This is a genomic window from Cytophagaceae bacterium (assembly GCA_016722655.1).
In the GTDB taxonomy this organism is placed as follows: Bacteria; Bacteroidota; Bacteroidia; order Cytophagales; family Spirosomataceae; genus Leadbetterella.
On record JADKIR010000004.1, the window covers coordinates 2,985,712 to 3,012,011 of the forward strand.

The 26,300-nt window shown below is 36.3% G+C and carries 26 protein-coding genes and 1 pseudogene; 18 read left to right on the plus strand and 9 right to left on the minus strand.

Annotation, left to right across the window (positions count from 1 at the left end):
* The first annotated feature begins 51 nt into the window (after nucleotides 1–51).
* From IPP61_13495 to IPP61_13515, 5 genes are all read left to right on the plus strand, one after another.
* Complete coding sequence (locus tag IPP61_13495) at nucleotides 52–615, plus strand: hypothetical protein (protein ID MBL0326173.1); 564 nt, start codon at nucleotides 52–54, stop codon at nucleotides 613–615.
* Nucleotides 616–686: 71 nt separating this feature from the next.
* Nucleotides 687–1,466, plus strand: a complete 780-nt coding sequence (locus IPP61_13500; GenBank protein ID MBL0326174.1) for a hypothetical protein — start codon at nucleotides 687–689, stop codon at nucleotides 1,464–1,466.
* 36 nt (nucleotides 1,467–1,502) lie between these two features.
* A complete protein-coding gene (locus IPP61_13505; GenBank protein MBL0326175.1) occupies nucleotides 1,503–4,211 on the plus strand; it encodes a hypothetical protein in 2,709 nt (902 codons plus the stop codon).
* 23 nt (nucleotides 4,212–4,234) lie between these two features.
* Nucleotides 4,235–4,732: a hypothetical protein gene (locus IPP61_13510; protein MBL0326176.1), complete on the plus strand. Its 498-nt coding sequence runs from the start codon at nucleotides 4,235–4,237 to the stop codon at nucleotides 4,730–4,732.
* Nucleotides 4,732–5,208, plus strand: coding sequence for a hypothetical protein (locus tag IPP61_13515; GenBank protein MBL0326177.1), 477 nt, complete (start codon nucleotides 4,732–4,734; stop codon nucleotides 5,206–5,208). Before IPP61_13510 ends, IPP61_13515 begins: the two co-directional genes overlap by 1 nt.
* A gap of 3 nt (nucleotides 5,209–5,211) precedes the next feature.
* Here IPP61_13515 and IPP61_13520 read toward each other — a convergent pair whose 3' ends face one another.
* From IPP61_13520 to IPP61_13530, 3 genes are all read right to left on the minus strand, one after another.
* Nucleotides 5,212–6,279, minus strand: coding sequence for a Gfo/Idh/MocA family oxidoreductase (locus IPP61_13520; protein ID MBL0326178.1), 1,068 nt, complete (start codon nucleotides 6,277–6,279; stop codon nucleotides 5,212–5,214).
* Nucleotides 6,280–6,369: 90 nt separating this feature from the next.
* Nucleotides 6,370–7,050 (minus strand): hypothetical protein, encoded by a 681-nt coding sequence (locus IPP61_13525; GenBank protein ID MBL0326179.1) that lies wholly within the window; start codon nucleotides 7,048–7,050, stop codon nucleotides 6,370–6,372.
* A 148-nt stretch (nucleotides 7,051–7,198) separates the two neighbouring features.
* A complete protein-coding gene (locus IPP61_13530) occupies nucleotides 7,199–7,882 on the minus strand; it encodes an NUDIX domain-containing protein (protein MBL0326180.1) in 684 nt (227 codons plus the stop codon).
* Between the two features lie 154 nt (nucleotides 7,883–8,036).
* Here IPP61_13530 and IPP61_13535 point away from each other — a divergent pair, with 154 nt between their 5' ends.
* A complete protein-coding gene (locus IPP61_13535; GenBank protein ID MBL0326181.1) occupies nucleotides 8,037–9,332 on the plus strand; it encodes an HlyC/CorC family transporter in 1,296 nt (431 codons plus the stop codon).
* 1 nt (nucleotide 9,333) lies between these two features.
* Entirely contained in the window at nucleotides 9,334–9,957 is a 624-nt protein-coding gene (locus IPP61_13540; GenBank protein MBL0326182.1) for an orotate phosphoribosyltransferase, read from the plus strand.
* A gap of 25 nt (nucleotides 9,958–9,982) precedes the next feature.
* Here the strand turns inward: IPP61_13540 and IPP61_13545 are convergent, their stop codons facing one another.
* Together IPP61_13545 and cysM are read right to left on the minus strand one after the other, a co-directional pair.
* Nucleotides 9,983–10,510 carry a lipocalin family protein gene (locus IPP61_13545; protein MBL0326183.1) on the minus strand — a complete coding sequence of 176 codons (528 nt, stop codon included), beginning with the start codon at nucleotides 10,508–10,510 and terminating at the stop codon, nucleotides 9,983–9,985.
* 112 nt (nucleotides 10,511–10,622) lie between these two features.
* Nucleotides 10,623–11,495: a cysteine synthase CysM gene (gene cysM / locus IPP61_13550; protein MBL0326184.1), complete on the minus strand. Its 873-nt coding sequence runs from the start codon at nucleotides 11,493–11,495 to the stop codon at nucleotides 10,623–10,625.
* A 238-nt stretch (nucleotides 11,496–11,733) separates the two neighbouring features.
* Between cysM and IPP61_13555 the strand changes: the two genes are divergently transcribed.
* The 4 genes from IPP61_13555 to IPP61_13570 all read left to right on the plus strand — a co-directional run bounded on the left by IPP61_13555 (nucleotide 11,734) and on the right by IPP61_13570 (nucleotide 16,341).
* Complete coding sequence (locus IPP61_13555; GenBank protein ID MBL0326185.1) at nucleotides 11,734–14,118, plus strand: M1 family metallopeptidase; 2,385 nt, start codon at nucleotides 11,734–11,736, stop codon at nucleotides 14,116–14,118.
* Between the two features lie 97 nt (nucleotides 14,119–14,215).
* Complete coding sequence (locus tag IPP61_13560) at nucleotides 14,216–14,764, plus strand: RNA polymerase sigma factor (GenBank protein ID MBL0326186.1); 549 nt, start codon at nucleotides 14,216–14,218, stop codon at nucleotides 14,762–14,764.
* Between the two features lie 6 nt (nucleotides 14,765–14,770).
* Nucleotides 14,771–15,277, plus strand: a complete 507-nt coding sequence (locus IPP61_13565) for a hypothetical protein (GenBank protein MBL0326187.1) — start codon at nucleotides 14,771–14,773, stop codon at nucleotides 15,275–15,277.
* Complete coding sequence (locus tag IPP61_13570; protein ID MBL0326188.1) at nucleotides 15,277–16,341, plus strand: hypothetical protein; 1,065 nt, start codon at nucleotides 15,277–15,279, stop codon at nucleotides 16,339–16,341. The genes IPP61_13565 and IPP61_13570 overlap by 1 nt, the downstream gene beginning before the upstream one ends.
* Here the strand turns inward: IPP61_13570 and IPP61_13575 are convergent, their stop codons facing one another.
* Together IPP61_13575 and IPP61_13580 are read right to left on the minus strand one after the other, a co-directional pair.
* A complete protein-coding gene (locus IPP61_13575) occupies nucleotides 16,342–16,710 on the minus strand; it encodes a CoA-binding protein (protein ID MBL0326189.1) in 369 nt (122 codons plus the stop codon).
* A 5-nt stretch (nucleotides 16,711–16,715) separates the two neighbouring features.
* The gene (locus tag IPP61_13580) at nucleotides 16,716–17,930 is read right to left on the minus strand and encodes a M20/M25/M40 family metallo-hydrolase (GenBank protein MBL0326190.1); all 1,215 of its coding nucleotides are present in this window, start codon (nucleotides 17,928–17,930) and stop codon (nucleotides 16,716–16,718) included.
* Nucleotides 17,931–18,053: 123 nt separating this feature from the next.
* Between IPP61_13580 and IPP61_13585 the strand changes: the two genes are divergently transcribed.
* Genes IPP61_13585 through coaE form a run of 3 tightly spaced genes read left to right on the plus strand, consistent with a single transcriptional unit; the run spans nucleotide 18,054 to nucleotide 19,975 of the window.
* Complete coding sequence (locus IPP61_13585) at nucleotides 18,054–18,392, plus strand: YbaB/EbfC family nucleoid-associated protein (protein MBL0326191.1); 339 nt, start codon at nucleotides 18,054–18,056, stop codon at nucleotides 18,390–18,392.
* 6 nt (nucleotides 18,393–18,398) lie between these two features.
* Complete coding sequence (locus IPP61_13590) at nucleotides 18,399–19,397, plus strand: glycosyltransferase family 2 protein (GenBank protein MBL0326192.1); 999 nt, start codon at nucleotides 18,399–18,401, stop codon at nucleotides 19,395–19,397.
* The gene (gene coaE / locus IPP61_13595; GenBank protein ID MBL0326193.1) at nucleotides 19,391–19,975 is read left to right on the plus strand and encodes a dephospho-CoA kinase; all 585 of its coding nucleotides are present in this window, start codon (nucleotides 19,391–19,393) and stop codon (nucleotides 19,973–19,975) included. The genes IPP61_13590 and coaE overlap by 7 nt, the downstream gene beginning before the upstream one ends.
* Here the strand turns inward: coaE and dnaA are convergent.
* A complete protein-coding gene (gene dnaA / locus IPP61_13600) occupies nucleotides 19,962–21,377 on the minus strand; it encodes a chromosomal replication initiator protein DnaA (protein ID MBL0326194.1) in 1,416 nt (471 codons plus the stop codon). The two genes, coaE and dnaA, sit on opposite strands and share 14 nt — an antisense overlap.
* A gap of 685 nt (nucleotides 21,378–22,062) precedes the next feature.
* On the opposite strand from dnaA, the pseudogene atpB reads away from it, so the two are divergent.
* The 4 genes and pseudogenes from atpB (at nucleotide 22,063) to atpH (ending at nucleotide 24,619) form a co-directional block, all read left to right on the plus strand.
* Nucleotides 22,063–23,105 (plus strand): annotated as a pseudogene (gene atpB, locus IPP61_13605) (F0F1 ATP synthase subunit A).
* A gap of 85 nt (nucleotides 23,106–23,190) precedes the next feature.
* Nucleotides 23,191–23,457 carry an ATP synthase F0 subunit C gene (gene atpE / locus IPP61_13610; GenBank protein MBL0326195.1) on the plus strand — a complete coding sequence of 89 codons (267 nt, stop codon included), beginning with the start codon at nucleotides 23,191–23,193 and terminating at the stop codon, nucleotides 23,455–23,457.
* 105 nt (nucleotides 23,458–23,562) lie between these two features.
* A complete protein-coding gene (gene atpF, locus IPP61_13615; GenBank protein MBL0326196.1) occupies nucleotides 23,563–24,057 on the plus strand; it encodes a F0F1 ATP synthase subunit B in 495 nt (164 codons plus the stop codon).
* Nucleotides 24,058–24,085: 28 nt separating this feature from the next.
* Nucleotides 24,086–24,619 (plus strand): ATP synthase F1 subunit delta, encoded by a 534-nt coding sequence (gene atpH / locus IPP61_13620; GenBank protein MBL0326197.1) that lies wholly within the window; start codon nucleotides 24,086–24,088, stop codon nucleotides 24,617–24,619.
* Nucleotides 24,620–24,793: 174 nt separating this feature from the next.
* Here the strand turns inward: atpH and IPP61_13625 are convergent, their stop codons facing one another.
* Nucleotides 24,794–26,281: a glutamate--tRNA ligase gene (locus IPP61_13625; GenBank protein ID MBL0326198.1), complete on the minus strand. Its 1,488-nt coding sequence runs from the start codon at nucleotides 26,279–26,281 to the stop codon at nucleotides 24,794–24,796.
* Nucleotides 26,282–26,300: the final 19 nt, after the last annotated feature.

The following is a 26,300-nucleotide window of genomic DNA, read 5'->3' on the forward strand; positions in this document are numbered from 1 at the left end:
AGCTGTGTTGAGTGACACATTTCCTAATAAAAAAAACAAATTTAAAAAAAAATGAAAAATTTAAAGAGAATTGCCATTGTGGCTTTGTTTGCGATCAGCGGTTTTGGTGCTACTGCACAAGACACACAAACTGACAACCATGTAATAACTGTAGTTGTTCCTAGTGTTGCCCTTTTAGACCTTGAAAGTAGTACTGGTAAAAACTTTACTGCGTCATTTGTACAGCCTACTCCCCTTGAGGCAGGACAGAAAATCAACGCTCCTTCTGATAACTCAGCTGTATGGTTGAACTATTCTTCTATACTTCCTGCATCAGGTGTACTTTCTCGTCGTGTTGATGTTAAAGTGGGTGCTGTTGTTCCTGGTGTTTCTATTTCAGTTGTTGCCGGTACAGCTACTACAGGTGCTGGTACCAAAGGTACACCTACCTCGGCTGTTACACTTACTGCTACTGACCAACCTATCATCAATGGTATCGGAAGTGCTTTCACTGCAACTGGTGCTAGCAATGGACACCAATTGACTTATTCTTTCGCTGCAGCTGATGCTAACTATTCAGCTTTGAAAGCCGGTAGTACTGCAGTAACTGTTACTTATACGCTTGTTGATAACTAAGATTATTGAATATCCTAGCCGGATAAGTATTTAAAAAGCTTATCCGGCTTTTTTTAAATCAAAGCTTTCCAATGAAAAATCTACTAAAAGTTTTTATTCTTCTAAGTCTTTCAATTTCATCTTTTGGTGCGGTGGTCATCACCAACGGTCTTACCCAAACCCATGCAATCATGTCGGGTCAAAAGATTACCGGAAAAATTGAAATGAAAAACGAATCATCGAAACCCGCCCGGATTTTGATTTACAAGCAAGATTTATCAAGTTATTGCGATAAGAATTTTAATTACGGAAAATCCGGTTCTGAAGCATATTCATTGGAAAAATATCTAAAAGCTGTTGTTGATGAAAAAATACTAGCTCCGATGGAACAATACGTACTTTTTTATTCAATCGACTTGACAAACACAACGCTACAGGATGGTTCTTATTGGTCTGTTTTGATGATCGAAGGAGCTGAACCCGTGAAAGAAGAGCAATCACAAGGTATGATTATCAACTCAGTGGTTAGATACGCTATTCAGATTATTGCAGACGTGGGTCCGGTAAAAAGCCCCAAGCTGTTATTCGAAAATATCGAATTAAAGGACAGGGAAGATGCTGTGAAAGTTTTGACTTTCAAAATGAAAAATGAAGGAATATATTCTTCAAAAACCAAAATCCTCGTAGAGATTTACAACGAAAACGGTAAGAAAATTAAAACTATCGAAGGACTAACAAAGCGTGTTTATCCGGGCCAATGCAACGATTTTGAAATAGAATTAAGAGAAGTACCCGGAGGTAAATATGATGGTATAATTGTTGCAGATAATGGTAAAGACCTGTTCGGTGCAAATGTGTCTCTGGAATTTTAGAAACCTACATAAAAACGATTAATCAATCCAAAATACTTGAGGAAATTAATATACATAGCATTTTTTTTCATCAAGCTGACTGTCATCGCTCAAAGGCAACCTCAGCCTAAAGTTGTATTGGCTGATTTTCCGTCTAAAATCAAACCAGGACACCTGGTAACACTGTTTTTTAATACTGAGTTTAAAAAAGAAGATGGAATTACGGTAGAGTTGTACCGTCCTGAAAAATGGCAACTTATCCTTACAAAGGAAATCGAAACCACCGACAAGAATCTTAAATATATTGTAACTTTCTCAACTGATAAATTTTCAAATTCAGGGAAGTACAAGATCAGGGTTAATTTTATGAAACAAGGAAAGATCTTTGTTTCCAGGCCCATGACTATCGAAATCGAAGAAATCAGAAGTATTAATTTGACAACTCTAAACAGACCAGAGTATGTCAAAAGTGGCGATACACTTTCTGTTGATTTTCTTCTGGAAAATTTCGGGAATCAGGAAGAAACCATTTTTTTGTCTTCAAACAGGGGATGGATTGAATCTGGTGACAGCATTAAGCTAGCTCCCAATTCCCAAATGGTAATCAATTCAAAACAGGTAGTGCCAGAAACCAAGGAAAACTATTGGATTACTTCAAGTGATGTTCAGGCACAAGTCAAGGGCAGTGAATCTGTTGTAGTTCAGTCGGTAAGTGTGCCTGTCTTTAGCAATTCTATTAATAAAGTTGATAAATACCATCGCCTTCCTACTCAAATGGGTGTTAATTATTTGTATTTCACACTTGATGGTAAGCCTCAGGCTGCAGTACAATACGTGGCTACGGGTTCGGGATTTATTGATATGAAAGAAAAACACGGTTTTGATTTTCAAATCAGAGGTCCCAATAATCTGGACTTACCTCAAATTGGTAGTTATGATCAATATTCTTTGGAATATAATTATAAAAAACAAACCAAAATATTGGTTGGAGATTTTAACAATCAGGTTAGCAATCTTACAGAATTTAGCCGGTTTGGAAGAGGATTAGCTTTTGAACAGAAAATTGGAAAATACGAGTTCAGAACATTTTACCAGAATGCTCGTTTCTTTAATGAACAAAAAAACTCTCTGGGGGGTGGCTTGAAATATAATTTTTCTGAAAAATGGACTTTTGGTTTAAATTTTACCAATAAAGGTTTAATTAAAAAAACCATAGAATTCAGAACCAATCTGTTTGGAATAAACTCCGAGTTTGAAAATTCTAAAGGAAAAATCACCTCGGAAGTAGCATTAAGTAACGCACAGGGTAAAACGGATTTTGGTATTTATAACAGATTTAACTACCAGTTTTCAAAATTGACAATCAATAGTGAAACAGTTTTGGCTGGTAAAAATTTCCACGGTTTTTATAACAATAGCCGATTGTTTATCAATAGTTTGAACTATCAATTCAGCCGTAAGTTTGGTGTAGGGGTTAATTCAAATTTCACTTTGATAAACCCGGCTTATGATCTCCTGATGTATTCAACTGCTCCTTTTAGCAGGTCAACTACTGTGTTTGTGAGTTGGTTTCCCAATTCCAAACAAATGTTGTTTCTTAATTTAACCAACCAGGAGCGTGAAGATCGTCGTCAGCCATCCACTTTTCATTATACCGAAGATTTCCTAAATCTATCATATACTTTTAATGGGGATAAAATTTCACTCTTTACCCAATCCAGATATGGAAATGCAAAAAACCTTCTGGCTGAAGATTCGCAGAATTCCGGCAAATCGATCAGTTATTTAGCTCAACCTATGGTTAGAGTTATGCCGTCTGTTTGGATTGGAGGGTATTTTGAACATCAGATTACTTCTAAATATAATTTGCAAAATAAAGTTGAAAACCTGTATTATTATGGAGGTAATGCAAGGGTTAATTTGAAGAGTTATGTGAACCTTAATTTTACATACAGGAATAATTTTGCACCTGATGAATTTTTCCAAAAGAAAAGTTTTATGGATGCTTCGCTCGAATTTGACTTTAAAAGGCACAATCTCAGCCTGGTTTCGGGGAAAGCATTTATTCCAGGGGTAGAATTCAGCAATCAGAATACTAGTTATTTTTCTGTAAGATATGTGCTTAAACTGAATATTCCTACTGTAAAAAATCGAAGTATTGGTCATGTAAAAGGTAGGTTATTGGGATATAATACTTCCGGAAATAACTTAGGAGGTTTGTTGATTCAGATGGGGCAATACAGATCATTGACTGACGAAAATGGAAATTTTGCTTTTAATAATATTTTGCCTGATAAATACCATATTGCGATTGTTCCAAACGAAAAGCTGATAGGGATGATGCCAGAAAGGAATGATGTTTTGGATGTTTTGGTAAAAGAAGATTCAACACATTTAGTAAATGTTTCATTTGTGAAAACTGGTGGCGTTGTAGGTAAAGTAAATATTGAACTTGACGAAAGAGATCAAACCATAAATAAAGAAAAGAATTTACCGGTGGTTCTTCTTAAACTTGAAAATGAAATCGAATCTTTTGTTACAAGAATAAATGCAGACAATGAGTTCTCTTTTAAAGAAATAAAACCTGGTCAATGGAAAATCAGAGTAATATTAACAGGAAATTCTGAAGGCTTTGAAGTATCAGAAGAGGAAAAAATCATTAATATTGAATCTGGTAAAATATCGACAACCGAATTTTTAGTAAAACAAAACGAAAGAAAAATTTTCTTTTCAAACAAAGAGTTTAAGTTAAGTGTAAAAAAATGAGGATATTAGTTATATTATTGTTCATTACTAATATCGCCTTCGGACAAGCAACATTGTCGGTTGGGGTCAACTTTACATTGCCTAGTGTTTCGTTATTGGATATCGCACCTGACCGTTCGACTTTTTCTTTGAGCTTTAACGCCCCAACTGAAGCAGGGAATCAAATAACAACTACTTCAACAAATAATACCAAATGGTTAAACTTTACTTCAGCAGTTCCACCCTCAGTTACCCGAAAAATCACTGCGAGTATATCGGGTGCTATGCCCGGTGGAGTAAATCTTAACCTTGCAGTTGCTTCTGTTTCAGGAGCCGGGGCTGGTACAAGAGGCACCTCAGCTGGTACTGTCGTATTGTCCAATTCCCCTCAGGCCATTGTAAATAATATAGGCGGGGCTTATACAGGCAATGGGGCGAATAATGGTTATATGTTAACATTTACTTTAGGTATTGGGAATTTTTCATTGCTTCGAAACCAGACATCAAATGTTACAATAGTTTACACTTTGGTAGATAACTGATGAAAAACAGTCTGACAATTATTTTCATTTTGTTTTTTGGCTTCAGTATGGGTCAAAGTATTACAGTGAGCTCTGGATGGTCAGCCTCAGTTTTAGCCAGTACTTATACCGAGGCCGGAAGTAATTACACTGCAACTGTTTCGAGTGCCACAAGTCAATCTCTGGTATCAATTTCCGGATTCCCAATAAATTCTTCATATACCGTTAGAATTCACAAAACAGACATTGACTGGAATGCTTCTCTATTATTGGCAGCAAGAAGGCGTACAACAGGAACAGGTGGCTCAACGGGTACTATTTTAGGTACTACTTCTTATATTACACTTTCTAGTACACCCCAGACCTTATATTATGGTAATGTTGGCAATTCTACAGGTAGAAGTAATGTAGGCGTTCAATACAGAATTTCCGGAAGGTCAGTTCTGTTGCCGGCCAAGCCTTATCAAACCACAGTGGTTTATACCGTATCAAACTAGAATTTACAACCTGACTACTTCTCCTGTTCTCACTGATTCATCGCAAGCAAATGCAATCTTAAGGCTATTTACAGCATCATCGATATGATCACTGAGGTCAGTATTATTTTTTATGGCATTCAGAAAAAATTCTTGTTCCCTTCGGCAAAGTTCATTGTGGTCAGGTTCATCCTTAAAGTCAATCCATTCGTCTTTTTTTGTGAAATTATTGGCAGCGTCAATATCGGAATAATGGATTTTTAATGACTCTGTTTTGGTGTGAGAATCCACATTGTCAGAGTTACCGGCCTTACCGGCATCTTTAGCCACAATAGATACACAGCCTTTTGGGCCTATTACATCTTTTACAAAAAATGCAGTTTCACTTATCATTGGTCCCCAACCGGCTTCATACCAGCCTACAGATCCGTCTTCAAATCTAATTTGTAGCTGACCATAGTTGTACTTATCTGCCGGAATCTCATCGGTCATTCGGGCTCCAATAGCACTTACCCACACAGGTTTTGAACGGGTCATCTGGCACATGACATCAATATAATGCACGCCACAATCAACTATTGGGCTGAGGCTTTTCATCAGATTTTTATGCACATCCCACATGATGCCGTGACTTTGCTGATTGAGATTCATTCTCATTACCAATGGTTTACCTAACTGCTGAGCCACTTCTACGAATTTCTCCCAAGAAGGATGAACTCTAAGGATATACCCAATTACCAATTTTCTGTCGTATTTTTTGGCGGCAGCAGCTACTTTTTCAGCCCCGGCTACGGTATCTGCAAGTGGTTTTTCAATAAAAACATGGCATCCTGCTTCCAGAGCTGCCAGAGCATAGGCTTCATGGGTATCAGGGTAGGTATTAATACTAACGGTATCAGGTTTAGTAACTTTTAAAGCTTCATAATAGTCGTTAAATAACTCATGACCGCCACCAAGTTTTTCATCAAGGCGGTTTTTACTATTTCCGGTTGACACAATTCCACAGATTTCAAATTCCGGCATATTATGATAAGCCAGTGCATGGGAAGAACCCATATTACCACATCCCACAACCAGTACCCTAATCTTCATTTATATTTTATTTAAGGAATAAATTAATAGAAGCAAAAATAAAAACAAAAAGCCCGAGTTTCCCCGGGCTTTTTAAAATATTTTAAAAAATTAATTATCCTTTTTGATATACGTTTTGTTTCCGTTAGAATTGATATAATATCTTCCACCTCTTGGTCCTTCATAAATAGTGCGACCTTTGTCGTCTTTACCAATAGATTTGTCATCGCTGGCCACTTTCCTTTGGGTTGTGGTGTTGGCTTGAGTGCCTTTGGTAGTGTTTGAGGTTGTTTTAGTAGTTTTCAAAGTACCTTTTTCAGTATTTACATCTGCTTTTCCTTTTGTTCCTTTAGTACCTTTAGTTCCTTTTGTTTCATCCTCTACTTTAGTCTTTGTAGTTTTTGTAGTTTTCGACTTAGATTCACCGTCGGCATTGGTTTTTGTGCCTTTGGTAGTTTTGGTCTTAGAGTCGCCATCTACTTTAGTTTTGGTTTCTTTAGTAGTTTTTGATTTTGAATCTCCATCTACTTTTTTGGTTTTAGTTTCTTTGGTAGTTTTTGATTTTGAATCGCCATCTACTTTTTTAGATTTTGTTTCTTTGGTAGTTTTCGATTTTGAATCCCCATCCGATTTTTTAGTTTTTGTTTCTTTGGTTGATTTCGATTTCGAATCCTTTTCTTTTGTAGTCTTTTCGGTTTTTGATTTTTTTGAATCTGACTTTTTAGAACTTTGTGCGGTTGCAACGCTAAAGCTCACCAAAACTGCCAATATAAGGCTCAGTAATTTTTTCATTTCTTTTTTAATTGTTTGTTATTTGAGAATTCAAAATTATAAAATTTAATACAATTTTAATAATTTTTATTTTAACGAAATTAAGATTGGATATTGTTAAAAGAAAATTTATTTTTTTGGTCATTTGGTGGTTAAAACGAGGTTCTTTTCAATGATTTCCAAAAATCAAATGTTGACCATAATATTTTGAAACTACATATTCAATTGTTTTGTATGATTCAGCCATGCTTTGTTCAACAGCATTTCGATCCATCCATCTCAACTCTTCTATTCCCTCTTCTTTTTGAGGTTTCATTTTTTTGTCGGTAATGAGCACCATCCGATACCATTTGGTGCGTTTCAAAACAAGTTTTTCTTTTAAAAAGTAAGTATGCCAGGTAGTACAAACTTTCTCTTTTACAAATACCTGCACATTACATTCTTCTTCAACTTCGCGTTGGGCGGTGGTGGCAGAGTTTTCGCCCGGGTCGGCTTTTCCTTTGGGTAAATCCCAATGCCCAAGTCTTTTCATCATCAAAATTTCATTTTTATGATTTTCAACCACACCACCGGCAGCTTTAATCAATGGAATCTTGGATTTTACCGACTTTTTTATTTTTTCTTTATTCTCAACCCAAAAAGTAACTTTGGCCAATTTTCCCAAATCTTTTACCTGTGATTTGGAAATAACTTCAAAAATAAATCCGGCATTAGCATTTTTTATCAATATGTTACCTACAAAAACCAGTTTTTCAGCTTTGTTTTTTTTTACGTCAAAAATCTGAGTATAAGAGTCAGCAATTTTTGGGTTTTCTGAAATGCAAAAAGGCCTGTTATTGACAAAAATGATCATTGAATTGGTTTAAAAAAACACAAAGGTAAGGCAAATGCCACTTTAAATGCACTCCAATATTAATTTTTGATAGTGTGCCATTAAAGTTTTTTAAAAAATTCGTTACTTTGCATCAAAATCACCAGTGATAATCAGCTCGGTTATCAAAATCTTGATGGAAATATTTATTATTATTTTTCTGATTTTACTTAATGGTTTGTTTTCAATGGCTGAAATAGCCTTGGTTTCATCTAAAAAAACAAAATTAGAAATAGCAGCCAAAAACGGAGACAAACGTGCAACTTCGGCTCTTCTTTTGGCCAATTCTCCCGGTAGATTTCTCTCTACTGTACAGATTGGAATTACATTAATCAGTATTTTGACCGGTATTTATTCCGGCGATACTTTTAAGGGTTATCTAATCCCTCTTTTTCAAAATTTCGAATCGCTGGCACCTTATGCTGAGACACTTGCGGTAATTCTGATTACCGTTGTGCTTACTTTTTTTACTTTGATTTTTGGCGAATTAGTACCTAAAAGAGTAGGAATGGCCAAAGCCGAGGATATTGCCATGGGAGTGGTTAAGCCCATGGAATGGGTTTCTAAGCTCACTTCTCCATTTATTTGGCTTTTAAGCAAAACCAGCGACCTGATTTTTAAATTGATAGGTTTAAAAGAAAATGATCAGTCAGTTACAGAGGAAGAAATCAGAACTCTCATGCAGGAAGGAGCCAGCGGAGGTACAATCGAAGAGATTGAACATGAGATTGTTCAGAATGTTTTTCATTTGGGTGACCGTAAAATTACCTCTTTGATGACCAATATCAACGACGTGACATTTCTTGACCTGGACGACGATTTTACTATCAATAAAGAGAAAATTATTGAGAAAAAGCATTCAGTGTATCCTGTTTGTAAAGACGGCATCAATGATATGAAAGGCCTGCTTTATATCAAAGATTTACTCGGTAAATCTATGGATAAAGAGTTGAAAGTTTTGGAAAAAAATCTTAGAACACCTCTTTATATTCCGGAAAACAACCATGCCTATCAGGTTTTAGAGAAATTTCAGGAAGAAAAAATTCACTTTGGTGTAATCGTGGATGAGTATGGTAATGTGGTAGGAATAGTGACCATGAACGATATTCTGGATGCACTGGTGGGTGATATTTCTGAAACCAATGAGTTTGAATATGAAATCTTTAAAAGAGAAGATGGTAGCTTTTTGATTGATGCGTCACTTCCTTTTGATGATTTCTTACATGAATTTGAGATTGAACTTCCCAACAGGAAAGAATACACCGGGTTTGATACCATGGGTGGTTTTGCCCTTCATATTTTAAAAGAAATTCCTGATACGGGAGATAAATTTGAATGGGAAGAATTTGAATTTGAAATTATAGATATGGATAAAAACCGTATCGATAAAATGTTGGTAACCAAGAAAAATCAAGACGAGGAAGAAGACTGAAATGAATACTGCCCGGAAAATCGCATCCTTTTTGCTTAAAACTAAAGCTGTAAAACTTAGTCCTGAAAAACCATTTAAATGGAGCTCAGGCTGGAATTCACCCATATATTGCGACAACCGCATCACGCTTTCAGATGTTGAAGCCCGCACTTTTATCAAAAAATCGCTTGCCAAGGCCATTAAAAAACAATTTCCTGATGCAACTCTTATTGCCGGTGTGGCCACTGCGGGAATTGCCCAGGGTGCACTGGTGGCCGACTATCTTAATATGCCATTTGCCTATGTACGCCCTAAACCTAAGGAACATGGCATGGGTAATCAGATCGAGGGTAAAATTGAAAAAGGTCAGAAAGTAGTCGTACTGGAAGATTTGATCTCAACCGGAGGTAGTTCAATCAAAGCTGCCGAAGCCCTCATAGAGCAAGGTATAGAGGTAGTAGGTATGATTGCAATTTTTACTTATGGTTTTAAAATTGCAGACCAGAATTTTGCTGAAAAAAACCTGAAACTGGTGACTTTAAGCAATTACAATTACCTTATCGACGAAGCACTAAAGCAGGAATATATTAAACCAAACGACCTTGAATCCCTGAAAAAATGGCGTAGAAATCCTGCCAGGTGGTAAGAAATCGCATTTTTTTCAAAATCAATCATTCCATTTTAATAAATGTATTGCTGATTTTATAGGTTTTATATTGATTGGCAAATGCCTGGGCATCATTAAAGGTTTCCTGGCCAATAGCAGTCTTACTTTTTTCCAGACCTGACAAAATCTGTGCTTTTTCCTGATTAAGCTCCATTTCTGTTGCTGAAACTTTGTTATAAGTTAAATCCAGAAATATTTTTTCCCCATTCTCGGTGAGCTGCAAGGTTACATTATTACCTGATAACTGGTATGTTCCTGAATAATTCTCGTTTCCAAATATATTAAAACCGTATGTATCAATATATAATTTTTGAAATTTGCAGGTGCCATCTTCATTGAAAACAATAATATTATCTTCCGGCCAACCATTCATAGTTGCTTGAAGAGGGGATTTGCCTTCTTCCTGTCGATAAGTAAAAATGTAGCTTAAATACCATTTGCCTTTTAGATTTACGGGCGAAATTTCATCTGATTTTTTGGAACAGGAAAAAAAAGAAATTAAAGTGGCGATAAAGAGGAGTTTTTTTAACATTTTTATTGTGTTTTATTCCTCAAATTTAATAGAAATTCTGCTTTTTTGACTTAAAAAAAATGAAAATTAATAATAAATTGCACACCTTTAAGTAATGGAAGACTCAAAAAAATCATCCAAATAAATCACTGCTTAGGTATCTGTCGCCACGATCGCAGGCAATAAATACAATAATTCCTTCTTTTAATTCTTTGGCAAGTTTTATAGCTGCAGCTGCCTGTCCTCCAGAGCTCATTCCGGCAAAAATACCCTCTTTTCTGGCTAGTTCACGAGCCATTTCTTTTGATTCTTCCTGTGAAATATCAAAGATTCTATCTACCCGACTTGGATCAAAAATGGCAGGTAAATATTCTTTTGGCCAACGTCTTATGCCCGGGATAGAAGCACCTTCAGTAGGTTGACAACCAATGATTTGAATCTCAGGATTTTGTTCTTTCAAATACATCGAAGTACCCATTATTGTACCGGTGGTACCCATTGATGCCACAAAATGGGTAATTTTTTGCTCAGTATCCCTCCAAATTTCAGGACCGGTGGTTTTATAGTGTGCCAGGTAGTTGTCCGGGTTACCAAACTGGTCCAACTGATAATATTCTTCGGTTTTACCTTTTTCGTCAGCATAATCACGACAAGCTTCAATGGTTTCGAGCAAAATCACCCTGGCACCATAAGCTTCCATGGTAAGTACTCGTTCTTTCGTTGAATTGGAGGGCATAATTAGCTCTATTTCAAAGCCAAATAATGAGGCAATCATCGCCAATGCAATTCCGGTATTTCCGCTTGTGGCTTCAATCAGCTTCATGCCATGCTTCAGTTTACCATTTTCAACTGCACTTTTAACCATATTGTAAGCCGGGCGGTCTTTCACACTGCCACCGGGATTGTTTCCTTCCAGTTTTGCAAATATTCTCACATTTGGGTTAGGATTCAGATGTTTTAATTCTGCCAGCGGTGTGTTTCCAATCAAATCAAGAATAGTAGCCATATATTTTAATTGATAATTATCTAAAGGATTTGCAAAAATACATTTCCATATTTCTACTAACCCAATAGACTTTTCAAAAATTCAATACTTCTAAAAATATTTTAATAATTTATACAAGATAATATTTCCCAATTTTTAGCTTTTGCATTTCTTTTTACATTTTTGGTCTATTATTTCAAATAAATATTTCGTAAAAAACTATATTAGCGTTTTATAAAATATAATCAATAAACTATTTATGAAAAGACTATTATTTGGGATTTTTGGGTTGATGATGATTTTTTCTCAATCACACGCCCAAAGACCAGAAACCAGCACTTACAATGCCAATACCCGATTTGAACAATTGGGAGCCAACCTGCCTACACCTAATACTTTCAGGACTGCTTCGGGAGCACCCGGCAAAGATTATTTCCAAAACAAAGCCAATTACGATATCAAAGCTGAATTAGACGATAATAATCAGCGGATAATTGGTTCTGAAACAGTAACTTATTTTAATTATTCACCCGATGAATTAAAATACCTATGGTTACAGCTGGACCAAAACCTTTTCGAGGCCAACTCAATAAATGCCCTTGCCAAAACTGGGGGAGTTAACCCTCAAATGACTTCAGGACAACTCAATGGCATGAATTCTCCAAGCTCAGTGAATACCACTATTTCTGAAAAGAAGGAATTTGGATATAAAATAAAATTTGTTAAAGACCTGAAAGGCAATGCTTTACCTTATACAATAAACGGTACCATGATGCGTGTGGATTTGCCGGTAAATTTGAAACCCAACACCTCTGTTGCTATAAAAATTGATTGGGAATATAATATCACGGCTTATTATGGCCGCTCAGGGTATGAGTTTTTTGAAAAAGACGGAAATTATAATTATTTCATCGCACACTGGTTTCCACGTATGTGCGTCTATGATGATGTAAATGGTTGGCAAAACAAACAGTTTTTGGGCCAGGGAGAGTTTACTTTGCCTTTTGGTGATTATAAAGTGGAAATTACTGTGCCTACCGATCATATTGTTGGAGCTACAGGTGAATGTCAGAATTATACCAAAGTGTTGACAAAAACCCAACAGGAAAGAATGAAGCAGGCAGCGAATTCTAAAACCCCGGTAATCATCGCAAGCCAAGCCGAAGCTGACGAGCGGATGAAATCTAAAAGTGATAAATCTCAAACCTGGGTTTATACTGCTAAAAACGTAAGAGATTTTGCTTTCGCTTCTTCCAGAAGGTTTATTTGGGATGCTATGCAGACTGATGTATATGGCAATGGCCGCAAAATCTGGAGTATGTCTTTCTATCCCAAAGAAGGAAATCCTCTATGGGAAAAATATTCAACCCGTGTGGTGGAGCACACCCTGAGATCTTATGGAAATCGTACCATTGAATATCCGTACCCTGTTGCCATTTCATGTCACTCTACTCCAAGAGGAGGTATGGAATATCCGATGATTTCATTTAATGGGGGACGTCCTGAAGCCGATGGTACTTATTCTGAAGGCACAAAATATGGTATGATTGGTGTTATTATTCACGAAGTTGGGCATAACTTTTTCCCGATGATTGTAAATACCGATGAGCGTCAATGGACCTGGATGGACGAAGGTTTGAATACTTTCTGTCAGTATTTGGCACAAAAAGAATGGGATAAAGATTATCCAACAGGAAGGGGAGAGGCCAGAGACATAGTGGGTTATATGAAAACCGACAAAACTCAGCAGGTGCCTATCATGACTTCCTCTGACAATATCATGGCTTTCGGTCCCAATGCTTACGCAAAACCTGCTACAGGTTTGAATATTTTGAGAGAAACTGTGATGGGTCGTGAGTTGTTTGACATGGCATTTAAAGAATATGCCCGCAGATGGGCGTTTAAAAGTCCGATGCCGGCTGACTTTTTCCGTACCCTAGAAGATGCCTCAAGCGTTGATTTGGATTGGTTTTGGAAAGGTTGGTTTTATACGGTTGAAGCTGCCGATCAGGCAATTGCAGAGGTTCAATGGTATGCTTTAGATACCCAGAATCCTGAAATTAATAAGACAGAAGCGAAAAAAATGGCTCAGCAAAGTGCTGAAACCATGAGCCGTAAACGCGACAGAACCGACATAAAACAATCGGTAGTGGAAGCCGATAGCAGCATGAAAGACTTTTATAATAATTATGATAAATATGCTGTGACGGAGTCTGATAAAAAGAAATTTGATGCCTATAAATCTTCATTGTCAGCCGATGACCAGAAATTACTGGAATCAGGAATGAATTATTATGTTTTGAAAATCAAAAATAAAGGTGGTTTAGTAATGCCAGTTATAGTTCAGGCCGAATTTGAAGATGGTACCACTCAGGATTTTCGTTTCCCAGCCGAAATATGGAGATTAAATGATGTAGAAATTTCTAAAACTATTCCAACTACCAAAAAAGTTAAGAAATTTAAATTGGATCCATATCAGGAGATTCCCGACATCGATACTTCTGATAATGTTTATCCAAAAGAGCCCGAAGCACCTACCAAGTTCCAGTTGTTTAAGCAAAGGAGCTTCCAGCAAGGATCTAACCCGATGCAAGAGGCCCGTCAGGAAAAAAACGCAGGAGTTGGAAGTAGCGGAAAAAATTAAAATTATCAGGTCCCGGGTTTTTCTCCCGGGATTTTTTTTGCTCCTACCTGCAACATTTTCTAATTTCGTTTGTCTTTAATTCGAAATCAATCCTGGTTTGACCGTATTTAATAACAATGACAAAACATGGCAGCTCGTAGAGCTATGTAAGCAGGGCAACCGAAAGGCCCAGCAAGAGGTATATTCATTGTATGCCAAGGCCATGTTTAATACGGCATTAAGGATTGTAAGTGTACGGGAAGAAGCCGAGGATGTGCTTCAGGAGGCATTTTTAGATTGTTTTTTGAAAATTAACTCTTTCAGAGGTGAGTCAACACTGGGGGCATGGTTAAAAACGATAGTAGTCAATAAGGCGATTGCTAAATTAAGGTCAAGAAAAGCGATTTTTGAAGATATTGAGAATCATACGGTCGATTTGAAAGAAGAAGTCTCAGACGAAGATTTTGATGGAAAAATTGAAATGGTTGAGAAGATAAAAAGAACGCTTAATCAACTTCCGGCCGGTTTTAGGTTGGTTTTAAGTCTTTATTTATTTGATGGTTATGATCATCAGGAAATTGGGAGTATTTTGGGAATAAGTGAAATTACGCCAAGAAGTCAATATATCAGGGGAAAAGCCAGATTGTTGGAGTTATTGAAAAATTAGGAATTTATGAAATTAAAAGAGTTTATAAACGACAATAAATCAGCATTTGAAGAAGACCTGCCATTGGGTCTTTGGGAAAAAATTGATGCCAAATTGTCGGAACAAAAAAGATTTAACATAAGTTTTAATAACAAAATTCTGAGAATTGCTGCCGGAATTGTGATATGTGTGGGAATAGGTTATTGGTTTGGAAAATCCGGAAAAAGTAATGAAAGTCAGTTTTCAGAGTATGTTTCTGAAAATAAATCAATGATGGTTTTTACACATCAAATCAAAGAAAAACAGGAATCATTACAGGAATTGACTCAGGAAAACCCGGAATTGGGAAAAGCTTTTGTATCAGAAATAGGGGAGTTACAGACCAATTTTGAATTTCTTGAAGAACAATTGAAAACTAACCCCAATCATGATCAAATCATTGAAGCTATGATTCAGAACCTGAAATGGCAACTGGAATTGCTTGAAAAACAAACCACTATCGCTAAGAAATTTGAAAATAAATCAATAATGTAATGATAAGTCTGGAGAGCTTGAAAAGGTATTTAGTGTTTTTTGGGATATTATTATTGATGTCCGATGCCCTGGCACATGATCCCGAAGTTAACCTTATTGAAAAAAAGAAAACTTTCAATTTTAATTTTAATACAGAGTCTGATGATAAACTCGAACTAAGCAATCAATTTGGCGACATTAAGATAATTCACTGGAAAAATAATCAGGTCAAAGCCACTGTTCAGGTTATGGCCAATGCACCTTCCAATTCTTCCTTGGATGCATTCCTTGAAACGGTTGATGTTTCAGGCACAAAATCAGGAGATGTGATTCGGATTTCGACCATCATCAGTAAAGAATCACTTAGTTTTAAAACTGTCCATAAAGACAAAAATACCAATCTCAGAATTGATTATACTGTTTTTATGCCCGAAAATATGGAACTGAAACTCAACAATAGTTTTGGAAGTGTGATTCTACCCGAATTTTCTTCACCACTTCATTTAAATCTTAATTATTGTACGCTTACAGCTCCGAATATCAGAAATCTGGAAAATAGCATCAATTTAAATTACGGAACTGCTAATATCAATTCTATGAACGGTGGTAACTTAAATTCCAATTTCACCAATCTGAATTTAGGGAACCTGAAAAATGTAAACTTAAAAAATAATAATGGCAGGTTTAAAGCCCGTAACCTCGAAGACATTGAAGGTATTCTGAATTATTCTCAAGGAGTTTTAGGTACCATAAAAGATGCTGTTAAACTTAAGCTCAATTATACCAATGATCTGGTTATCGAAAAAATTGATGAAAATCTAAAATCATTAGAAATCTTATCCAATTATTCCGATGTGGACCTGCCCATTAGTTTAAAAACCAATGTCGAGTTTAACATCAAAACCAATCATGGAAGCTTTCTGGTTGACCCGGCACTCCTGGTACGGTTTATCAAAAACACCGAAACTCAAAGCAAGAACAGGTCGAAAATTTCTAATTCCTATCAGGGGCAAATCGGTAAGTCGAATAATCCTAATGCCAAAATTACTGTGATTTCCAACTTTGGAGATGTGAAAATCAAATAATCAATACTGACCTGTACTCAGCAATACCAGCGTACAGGCTTCAATGGGCTCTATGCCTTCTGATTCAAGTCTGTTTTCAAAATCAAAATTTTCAGCACCCGGATTGAAAATCACTCTTTTGGGTTTAAGTTTTACGATAAAATCTTCGTAATCAACCTGATTGTCCTCTCCAAGATACATAGTCACGGTATCAATATCAGCAGGAATATCTTCCAGTTGTGTAAGGATTTCAATACCTCTTACTTTACCTTCCTTTTTTCCAAACAAAACCACCGGATGACCATAATCATCGAGCATTTCAGTGGCAATGAGAGCATAGCGACCAGGTTTGGTGCTTGCTCCCATTATTAAAGTTTTCTTTTTACCCATTATAATTAAAAAGTCAAAGGCAATTCAAGAATTTCTCCCTTTCTCAGGATTTTGATGGTGACTGTCTGACCTTTTTCATGTTTCCCAAGAGCCTCCATGTAGCTATAAACATCTTTAATTTCAATATCACCGATTTTCTGAACTATATCTCCAGCTTTCATACCGGCTTTTTCTGCCGGTTTTCCATCGGTTGTACCGTCTATTTTCATCCCTTTTCCATCAAAAGAATAATCCGGAATAACCCCCATTGTCACCTTAAAAGTACTTTTGGCCGCTTTAGAATGTGGATTAGAGGTTTTTTTAAATGTAATCTTGTCTGTAGCACCCAACAGGTCCACCATTTTAGCTATATATTCCGTCATAAGTTTTTGTCCCTCATAATTTATCAGATTGGCGTCGTCTGATGGCTTATGATATTCCTGATGTGCACCTGTAAAAAGAAATAATACCGGAATGTCTTTCAAATAAAATGATGTATGGTCCGAAGGTCCGATTCCCGATGAATCCACAGTGTATTTAATTGACATATTATCAGCGAGTTTAGTGGCGTTTTCTTCCCAAAACTTACTTGAGCCTACTCCGCCAATATTTACCCCTTTGTCGGTACGGTATCTGCCAATCATATCCAGGTTAAACATGCAATTGATGTTTTTTAAATCAAAAGTAGGATTATCTGCGATGAATTTTGAACCCACCAACCCCAATTCTTCACCCGAAAATGCAATAAAAATCAGGTTGTAGTTTTCTGTTATTTTATTTTTCGAAAAATATCTTGCCAATTCCAAAACCCCTGCAACCCCTGATGCATTATCATCTGCACCATTGTGAACCTGGCCTTCTGAGTTGGCTTGCAGTGAGCTCCCCTGGTCACCCATTCCCAAATGGTCATAATGTGCACCAATCACAATGCTGTAAGGTTTTTTGTTATCTACAAATCCCACCACATTGTTGGCATCAACAGATACCATCTGACCGGGTTTTCCTTTTTTTGCCGGAAAATGTTGCAAAAAGCCGCCGTTTTCACCCATTGGACTCAATCCGGCCTTTTTAAATTGCTTAATGATATAATCCGAGGCCATTTTTTCGCCTGCAGTACCCGTACCTCGGCCCTGAAGTTTGTCAGATGAAAGATATTCAACGTGCTTTTTGAGGTTTTTGGTTTTTATTTCCTGAGCCGATAGCCCAATGCTGATGAAGAATAATACTATTAAATATTTCATATTTTTTGTTTAAAAGATCTATAGGATAAATTTGGTTTTGATGATTTAATACAAAAAAAGTAAAAAATATGTAAAGGGGTATCAAATGTTTTATTTTTGTAGAAAAATAATGAAAATATGTCGATGTTTGATATGATGGGCATGATGGGCAAAGTCAAAGAAATGCAATCAAAAATGCAGGAAGCCCAGGAAAAACTTGCCGATATTACGGCAGAAGGCGAGTCAGGCGGGGGTATGGTTAAGGTTATTGTCAATGGCAAAAAGGAATTGGTTGCAGTTGAAATAGAACCGATTTTGATGAAGCCCGAAGATGTCAAAATTGTCCAGGATTTAATAGTTGCCGCCTCAAATATTGCAATGGAAAAAGCTGAGGTACTTGCAAAACAGGAAATGTCAAAAATCACCGAAGGTGTTTTGCCTAAAATTCCGGGTTTGGATTTAGGAGATTTATTTAAAAAATAAACAGGGTTGAAAGAAGTTGCGGTAGTTATTTTAAATTATAACGGAGAAAAATTTCTAAGAGATTTTTTGGGAAATGTGGTGCAGAATAGCCCGGAAGCCGATATTTATATTATTGACAATGCTTCAGTTGATGGTTCTCTTACCTTTGTTTCTGATAATTTTAGTGATGTAAAAATCATCCGGTTAAAAGAAAATCTGGGCTTTGCGGGAGGTTATAATCAAGGCCTAAAAGATGTTCCCAATCCTTATTTCCTTTTGCTCAACTCCGATGTTGAGGTAACTCCGGGATGGTTGGTTCCTTTGATTTCCAGAATAAAATCTGAAGAGAATGTTGCGGCAGTTCAGCCCAAAATTCTTGATTATTACAAAAAAGACACTTTTGAATATGCCGGTGCCGCCGGTGGATTTCTTGATATTTTCGGATATGCATTCTGTCGGGGCAGAGTTTTCGAAACTTTGGAAAAAGATTTAGGGCAATATGAGGATGCCACTGAGATTTTTTGGGCCACGGGGGCATGTTTCCTCGTAAAATCCGATGTCTTTATGTCTTTTGGAGGTTTTGATGGACGTTTTTTTGCCCACATGGAAGAAATCGATCTTTGCTGGCGTATCAATAATGCTGGTTTGAAAATATTTTATGAACCAAAATCCGCTGTTTTTCATGTGGGTGGAGGTACTTTGCATAAATCAAATCCATTCAAGACCTTTCTAAATTACCGAAATAATCTGGCAATGATGTTTAAAAATCTGCCGGGTAAATATCTTTTTCCAATTATTATTTTCAGAATGATTCTGGATGGGATTTCAGCTTTGAAATTTTTGAAAGAAGGCTCATTTAAAGATATTTGGGCTATCATCAGGGCTCATTTTGCTTTTTATTCCTGGATTCCATATTTACTGAAAAATCGTAGTAAAACTTTTTTTGCCTACCCATCATTGCTTAAAAAGTCAGTTGTTTTTGAATACTTTGCCAAATCTAAAAAAACCTGCAAAGAAATATGCTGAAAGTAGGCCTCACCGGTGGAATTGGAGTTGGGAAAAGTACAGTTTCAAAAGTATTTGCACTTTTAGAAATTCCTATCTATGAGGCTGATTATCAGGCAAAATTATTGATTGAAAATAATCAGGAAGTTAAAAGGAGTTTAATTGAGCTTTTTGGTGAAAAGGTTTACATGGCTGATGGCACTTATAACAGAAAACTGGTAGCTGAAAAAGTATTTGAAAATAAAAAAATGCTCGATCAACTTAATGAAATTGTGCATCCGGCAGTTGGTATCGACTTTGAAAATTTTTGCAATAATTACTCCTCCAGTACATATATTATCAAAGAGGCTGCAATAATGTCAAAGAATCAGGGATTAGATAAGATTATTGTTGTCACCTCTCCACTAGAATTACGAATAAAACGCATTAAAGCCAGAGATTTACACCGAACGGAACAACAAATAGCTGAAATAATTAAAAATCAGAAATCACAAGAGGAGTTTTTGGCTATGGCTGATTTTGAAATAAAAAATAATGATTCGGAAATGCTATTGCCACAGATTTTGGCTATTCATAAGAAAATTCTTACTTTTTCTTAAATTTTTCTCTCAATTCTTCGATCTGAGGTTTCAATTCTCTATCGGTATCCATAAGATCATTAATAGTCTGTATTGCATGGATTACAGTACTGTGGTCTCGACCCCCAAAATGATATCCTATGGCTTTAAGTGATAATGAAGTATATTCTTTAGCTAAAAACATTGCAATTTGCCGAGGCACCACCACTTCTCTTAACCTCGTTTTACCTTTTATTTCTGTAATTTTAACTTTGAAATAATCAGTTACGGTTTCTATGATATTGTCAATTGAAATTACTTTCTGATTTTCTTCTACCAGGCTCTTGATTCGGTGTTTGGCCATATCCAGATCAATTACTCTTTTGGTGAGTGAAGCATCTGCCAACAAAGAAATTACAACCCCTTCCAGCTCTCTTATATTGGAATCTACACAGTGAGCCAGATATTCTACTACCTCCGATTCCATGGTTGCCTGCTCTTCTTCTACCTTATTATGAATAATTGCAATACGTGTTTCGAGGTCAGGTGCCTGAATGTCAGCCGTTAATCCCCATTTAAAACGTGACAATAGTCGGTCCTCCATGCCTGATAGTTCCCTTGGAGGTCTGTCAGAAGTCATCACTATCTGTTTGCCACTTTGGTGCAAGTGATTAAAAATATGGAAGAAAGTCTCCTGAGTTTTTTCTTTTCCCGATAGAAACTGTACGTCGTCAAGAATCAAAACATCCACCTGCATATAAAAAGCCATGAAATTTTGCAGACTGTTTTCTCTAATGGCATTAATAAACTGGCTTGTAAATTTTTCGGAAGACACATATAATACATTTCTGAAATTATCAGAATTGGACACGATAAAATTTCCGATTGCTTGTACCAAATGGGTTTTTCCCAATCCTACTCCCCCATAAATCATTAAAGGGTTAAAAGAAGTGGTGCTGGGTTTTTGTGCTACAGCATAACTAGCAGCCCTTGCCAGTCGGTTACAATCTCCTTCGACGTAGTTTTCAAAAGTATATGACTTATTAAGATAGGTTTCAAATACCTGTTCGCTAACCTTTTTTATTTCAAAAGGGCTGATAATAGGTTTGAAATCTGTAGTTTTTTTTTCGTTAACTTGAGTATTAGCTGGAGCAGATTGGGGTTTAGGCGTAGGTCCTCTGTCAATAATAATAGTGTACTCTAGCTGCCCATCTTTCCCAATTGCATGGTCCAGTGCCATTCTCAGAATTTTAACATAATGATCTTCGAGCCATTCATAAAAAAATTGACTAGGCACCTGAATAATAAGACGCTTATTGATTAATTTGAATGGAATAATGGGCTCAAACCAGGTCTTAAAACTCTGCTCTGACACGTTTTTACGAATCACCCTCAGGCAATCGTCCCATACTTGTCTTACATCATTTTTTACCACTGGTTCTATAAATTATTAATTTGATTCTGACTCTCCAAAAAAAATTGGGTCACAAAACTATGAAAAAAAATTTATCCAAAATATGAATGCTTGTCATGAAAATCAAATCTCTTGATATAATGCAATCTAACAGTTTATTTTGGTCAGGAAATCAAAAAAAATTCTTTAAAAAATTAAAATTTACAATCTGTACCTTACTTATCTTCTTTATTTATTTGGAATTAAATGTGATGTAAATCTCAAAATAGTACTAAAATAAGTTATATTTTTGTATTGAAAATAATCTTAATTTATTCTTGAAAAAATATATCTCTATTATAGCCGGACTAATTGTATTATTTCTAGTTAGCATCAGTCCGTTAAATAATTTTTTACATCCAAAAATCTGGTTGATTTTTGCTTTTTTTGCTAGTCTGGACTTTTTGGTGATAACGATATCTAATTTGGGATTGGGCAATAACCGTGAGAAATTCATTCAATTTTTTCTCACAACTGTGGTTTTGAAATTTATTTTAATAATGGCATTTACAGGTATCGTTATGTATCTCGATAAGGAAAATAAATTTGTTTTGGCGGTGAATGTATTTGTATTTTATTTATTTTTCACAATATTTGAAATATCGACTTTACTTCGTAAATTGCGACGTTTTTGAGTAAGCCTCAAAATATTGCTTTTATTAACAAATAATACAACATGTCTAAGAGGATTCTTTTATCGGTTCTTACAGCAATTCTTACTACATTTTTTGCCTATTCTCAGCATCAGGATCACGCCGCCGCAGCACCTGCTACAAGTCATGAAGGCCATGAAACTGAAGAGAAATTTGACATTTCGAAAATGATAATTCATCATATTTCTGATGAGCATGGCTGGGAATTTGCCCATGGTTTAAAACTGCCACTTCCGGTTATTCTTTACACCAAGGAGTCGGGTCTGGAAATATTTTCTTCTAATAAACTTGAGCATGGCCAGGTTTATAACGGATGGAAAAATGAGCATGAGCATATTGTAAAAGTAAATGCCGATGGCACTGTAAATGAGTCGGTACACCCCTGGGATTTTTCTATTACAAAAAATGTATTTTCTCTGTTCCTAAGTGCAGTATTATTAATCCTGATTTTTTCTGCAGTAAGAAAAGGCTATGAAAAAAACAGGGGAAAGCTCCTAAAGGTATTCAGTCAATACTTGAGCCTGTCATTTTATATATGAGAGATGAAGTGGTGAAGCCATCAATTGGTAAAAACTACGAAAAGTATTTTCCATATTTACTGACCTTGTTCTTTTTTATACTGATCAACAACCTGCTGGGTTTATTTCCGGGTGGAGCTAACCTTACCGGTAATATCGCCATCACAATGACCATGGCAGTTATTACATTTTTCATTGTAAACCTCAATGGTAATAAATATTACTGGAAACACGTATTTATGCCGGATGTGCCCAAAGCCATGTGGATTATTTTGATTCCGGTAGAAATTATAGGTGTGTTTATGAAGCCACTTTCATTGATGATTCGTTTGTTTGCCAACATTACTGCCGGTCACATTATTATGTTGAGTTTGTTTGGTTTGATATTTATATTTCAAAACTGGGCGGTAAGCCCAATTGTAGCCGGCTTCGCTTTGTTTATGAACCTAATCGAGCTTTTGGTGGCATTTTTACAAGCTCTTATTTTTACGCTTTTAACTTCAATGTATATCGGAACTGCGATCGAAGAGCATCACGATCATCATTGATTAAAAATATTCCGGATACCGGACCCTGCGGTAAGCCGATTTAATTTTCACGTTCTCTGAGGGGGAGAGAAAAACAAATAAAATTATGTCTCTTTTGAACATTATTTTACAGGCAGCTTCAAGCAGCAATGGTCTTATCGCAATCGGTGCCGGTTTGGGTGCTGGTCTTGCAGTAATTGGTGCGGGTTATGGTATCGGTAAAATTGGTGGAAGTGCAATGGAAGGTGTTGCACGTCAGCCAGAAGCAGCCGGTAAAATCCAATCAATGATGATCATCATCGCGGCTTTGATCGAAGCCGTTGCACTTTTTGCAGCTGTAATCTGTCTTTTGATTTCATTCAATATGGCTTAAGCCGTAATAGAAATCAGATTCCTCCCGGATTTATTCACATTAGGTGTTAGATCCGGGAGAATTAAATTCGAAAAAATAAAATAAATTAAATAGATCAATATAAAAATGGAATTGTTAAAACCTGCAGTTGGCTTATTGTTTTGGATGGTTGTGGTGTTTGGGGTATTGGTGTTTCTCTTGAAAAAATTTGCCTGGAGTGGCATTATAGCTGCCCTAAAGGAAAGAGAAGGAGAAATTGAATCAGCCTTGAAAATGGCCGAAGAAACCAGAGCCGAAATGGCCAAACTGAAATCTGATAACGAAAAACTAATAGCAGAAGCCAGAAAAGAAAGAGATCAGATTATTAAAGAAGCAAAAGAAGTTGCCGATAAAATGGTCGCTGATGCAAAAGAAAATGCTGTAATTCAGGGTAACAAAATCATGGCAGATACCCGTGAAACTATGGTGCAGGAAAAAGCCAAAATGATGAGTCAAATCAGAAAAGATGTAGCTACTATTTCGCTTGAAATTGCTGAGAAAGTATTGAGAAAAGAGCTTTCTGATAAATCAAAACAAGAGTCGTTTGTTGACGAACTTTTGGGTGATGTAAAATTGAATTAATAAAAAATTGGGAAAAAATAGAATTCATATGTCAGATTCAACCGTTGCATATCGTTATGCAAAAGCATTGATTGATCTAGCAAAAGAGCAAGGGGTAGTAAATGAAGTTAATACCGATATGGCCTTTTTTGAGGACATATGTAACCAGAATGATGAGTTTAGGGCCGTTATGGCTAGCCCGATAGTAAGGCACGAAAAAAAACTGGGAATTCTGAAAAAAATATTTGAAAATCGCGTTCATAGTGTGACTTTTAGTATTTTGACCGTCTTAACTAAAAAGAATCGCGAAAGGATTATTTATCCTATTGCGAAAGAATTCCAGAAATTATATAATATTTTAAACGGAATTCAAAAAGTGCAGGTCTCTTCTGCTGTTGAGCTATCAGCCTCTCAAAAATCAGAGCTGATAAAAGTAGTAGGAGATGAACTCAAGAAGAAAATCGAACTCGAAGAAAAAATTGATGAGAGCCTTATTGGTGGATTTGTGTTGAAAGTTGGCGATACTCAAATCGATACTTCGGTTAAGAAAAAACTCAACGAGCTCAAACTTGCATTTGCTTAAAATTTGAATTAGTTTTCATGGCTATAAAGTTGAGAAAGGCCTCTGTTCTATGGAGGTTTTTTCTTTTTTAGGCTATTTAGATATTTTCTTTTTTGCAAAAGGTATTTTCGGATTTTCCGATAAAAAAAACACACCCCTTTCGAAGCGTGTTTCTATTCATAAAGAAAAGATTTTTTATAAAACTTCCAAAGCCTTATTTATTCTCATAATAGATTTTTGCTTACCTAAAATCTCTAATGTCAACATCAAATCCGGACCTTTTCCCTCACCTGTAACTGCCAGCCTTAGAGCCTGCATTACTTTTCCGGGTTTAATTCCTTTCTCTTCCAAGCCGGCAAACAATGCATCATGAATATTCTGAGATTCAAATGTTTCGATTTTATCAAGAATATTTACAATCTCAGGCATGGCATTTTTGGCCATATCATTCCATTTTTTAGTGGCTATTTCCTGATCATAAGTACTCACTTCACTAAAAATATAAGGTACTTCTGAGCTTATCTCTTTTGTAAAAGTTACTCTTTCTTTCATCAATTTTACCAGAGAAAGTGCCAGATTTTTGTCATCTAAACCCAATTCATTGGCAAGTTCTTCATCTGGTTTTTGTCTAAGATAATGTTGATTATACCATTTAGCTTTATTTACATCAAATCTAGCCCCGGCTTTATGAATATGGTTGATATCAAAAGCTTCGATAAGTTCGTTCAGACTCATTATTTCCTGATCTGTTCCCGGATTCCAACCCAAAAAGGCAAGGAAATTTACAACAGCATCGGGATAATACCCATCTTCTCGGAAACCTCTTGCGATTTCACCTGTTGCAGGGTCTTTCCATTCAAGTGGAAATACAGGAAAATCACCCAATACGCCATCTCTTTTGCTCAATTTGCCATTTCCTTCCGGCTTCAATAAAAGGGGCAGGTGGGCAAATTGCGGAGCTTCCCAACCAAAAGATTTGTACAATAAAATATGTAGTGGTGCCGATGGAAGCCATTCTTCACCGCGAATCACATGTGTAATTTGCATCAGGTGATCGTCAACCACGTTGGCTAAATGATAAGTGGGCATGCCATCTGATTTCATCAACACCTTATCATCTATAGTTGATGAATGCACCACAACCCAGTCCCGCACAATATCTTTAAACCTGATTTCTTCCTTCAATGGAACCTTTAGCCTGATTACGTATGGCTCACCTGCCGCAATTTTAGCTTCAGAATCCTCTTTGCTTAGTGTCAAAGAGTTTTTCATTTGCATTCTGGTGACAGCATTGTATGAAATATTATCCACTTTGGCTTCTTCAAGAGACTTCCTGAGTGCATCTAATTCTTCAGGAGTGTCAAATGCATAATAAGCGAGACCTTTATCAAGGAGTTCTTGTGTATATTCTTTATAGATTTCCTTTCTTTCTGATTGTTTGTATAGTCCCATCGGGCCACCTTCTTTTACTCCTTCGTCAATTTTTATTCCAGCCCAGCTCAACGCCTCTGTGATATATTCTTCTGCTCCGGGAACAAATCGGGTTTGGTCAGTATCTTCTATTCTGAGGAGCATCTGTCCGCCCATCTTTTTTGCAAATAAATAGTTGTATAGGGCAGTTCTGAGACCACCAATATGTAAAGGCCCTGTTGGACTCGGGGCAAATCTTACTCTTACGCTCATTAAAATGTATTTTTTGGCC

Excerpts from the sequence above, each read along its gene's own strand:
- IPP61_13585 (MBL0326191.1), top strand. The coding sequence starts at position 18,054 with ATGTTTGATATGATGGGCATGATGGGCAAAGTCAAAGAAATGCAATCA.
- IPP61_13555 (MBL0326185.1), top strand. The coding sequence starts at position 11,734 with ATGAAAAGACTATTATTTGGGATTTTTGGGTTGATGATGATTTTTTCT.
- IPP61_13540 (MBL0326182.1), top strand. The coding sequence starts at position 9,334 with ATGAATACTGCCCGGAAAATCGCATCCTTTTTGCTTAAAACTAAAGCT.
- IPP61_13580 (MBL0326190.1), bottom strand. The coding sequence starts at position 17,930 with ATGAAATATTTAATAGTATTATTCTTCATCAGCATTGGGCTATCGGCT.
- atpF (MBL0326196.1), top strand. The coding sequence starts at position 23,563 with ATGGAATTGTTAAAACCTGCAGTTGGCTTATTGTTTTGGATGGTTGTG.
- cysM (MBL0326184.1), bottom strand. The coding sequence starts at position 11,495 with ATGGCTACTATTCTTGATTTGATTGGAAACACACCGCTGGCAGAATTA.
- IPP61_13565 (MBL0326187.1), top strand. The coding sequence starts at position 14,771 with ATGAAATTAAAAGAGTTTATAAACGACAATAAATCAGCATTTGAAGAA.
- IPP61_13625 (MBL0326198.1), bottom strand. The coding sequence starts at position 26,281 with ATGAGCGTAAGAGTAAGATTTGCCCCGAGTCCAACAGGGCCTTTACAT.
- IPP61_13495 (MBL0326173.1), top strand. The coding sequence starts at position 52 with ATGAAAAATTTAAAGAGAATTGCCATTGTGGCTTTGTTTGCGATCAGC.
- IPP61_13535 (MBL0326181.1), top strand. The coding sequence starts at position 8,037 with ATGGAAATATTTATTATTATTTTTCTGATTTTACTTAATGGTTTGTTT.
- IPP61_13570 (MBL0326188.1), top strand. The coding sequence starts at position 15,277 with ATGATAAGTCTGGAGAGCTTGAAAAGGTATTTAGTGTTTTTTGGGATA.
- IPP61_13500 (MBL0326174.1), top strand. The coding sequence starts at position 687 with ATGAAAAATCTACTAAAAGTTTTTATTCTTCTAAGTCTTTCAATTTCA.
- IPP61_13575 (MBL0326189.1), bottom strand. The coding sequence starts at position 16,710 with ATGGGTAAAAAGAAAACTTTAATAATGGGAGCAAGCACCAAACCTGGT.
- IPP61_13515 (MBL0326177.1), top strand. The coding sequence starts at position 4,732 with ATGAAAAACAGTCTGACAATTATTTTCATTTTGTTTTTTGGCTTCAGT.
- coaE (MBL0326193.1), top strand. The coding sequence starts at position 19,391 with ATGCTGAAAGTAGGCCTCACCGGTGGAATTGGAGTTGGGAAAAGTACA.
- IPP61_13545 (MBL0326183.1), bottom strand. The coding sequence starts at position 10,510 with ATGTTAAAAAAACTCCTCTTTATCGCCACTTTAATTTCTTTTTTTTCC.
- IPP61_13530 (MBL0326180.1), bottom strand. The coding sequence starts at position 7,882 with ATGATCATTTTTGTCAATAACAGGCCTTTTTGCATTTCAGAAAACCCA.
- IPP61_13520 (MBL0326178.1), bottom strand. The coding sequence starts at position 6,279 with ATGAAGATTAGGGTACTGGTTGTGGGATGTGGTAATATGGGTTCTTCC.
- atpE (MBL0326195.1), top strand. The coding sequence starts at position 23,191 with ATGTCTCTTTTGAACATTATTTTACAGGCAGCTTCAAGCAGCAATGGT.
- atpH (MBL0326197.1), top strand. The coding sequence starts at position 24,086 with ATGTCAGATTCAACCGTTGCATATCGTTATGCAAAAGCATTGATTGAT.
- IPP61_13525 (MBL0326179.1), bottom strand. The coding sequence starts at position 7,050 with ATGAAAAAATTACTGAGCCTTATATTGGCAGTTTTGGTGAGCTTTAGC.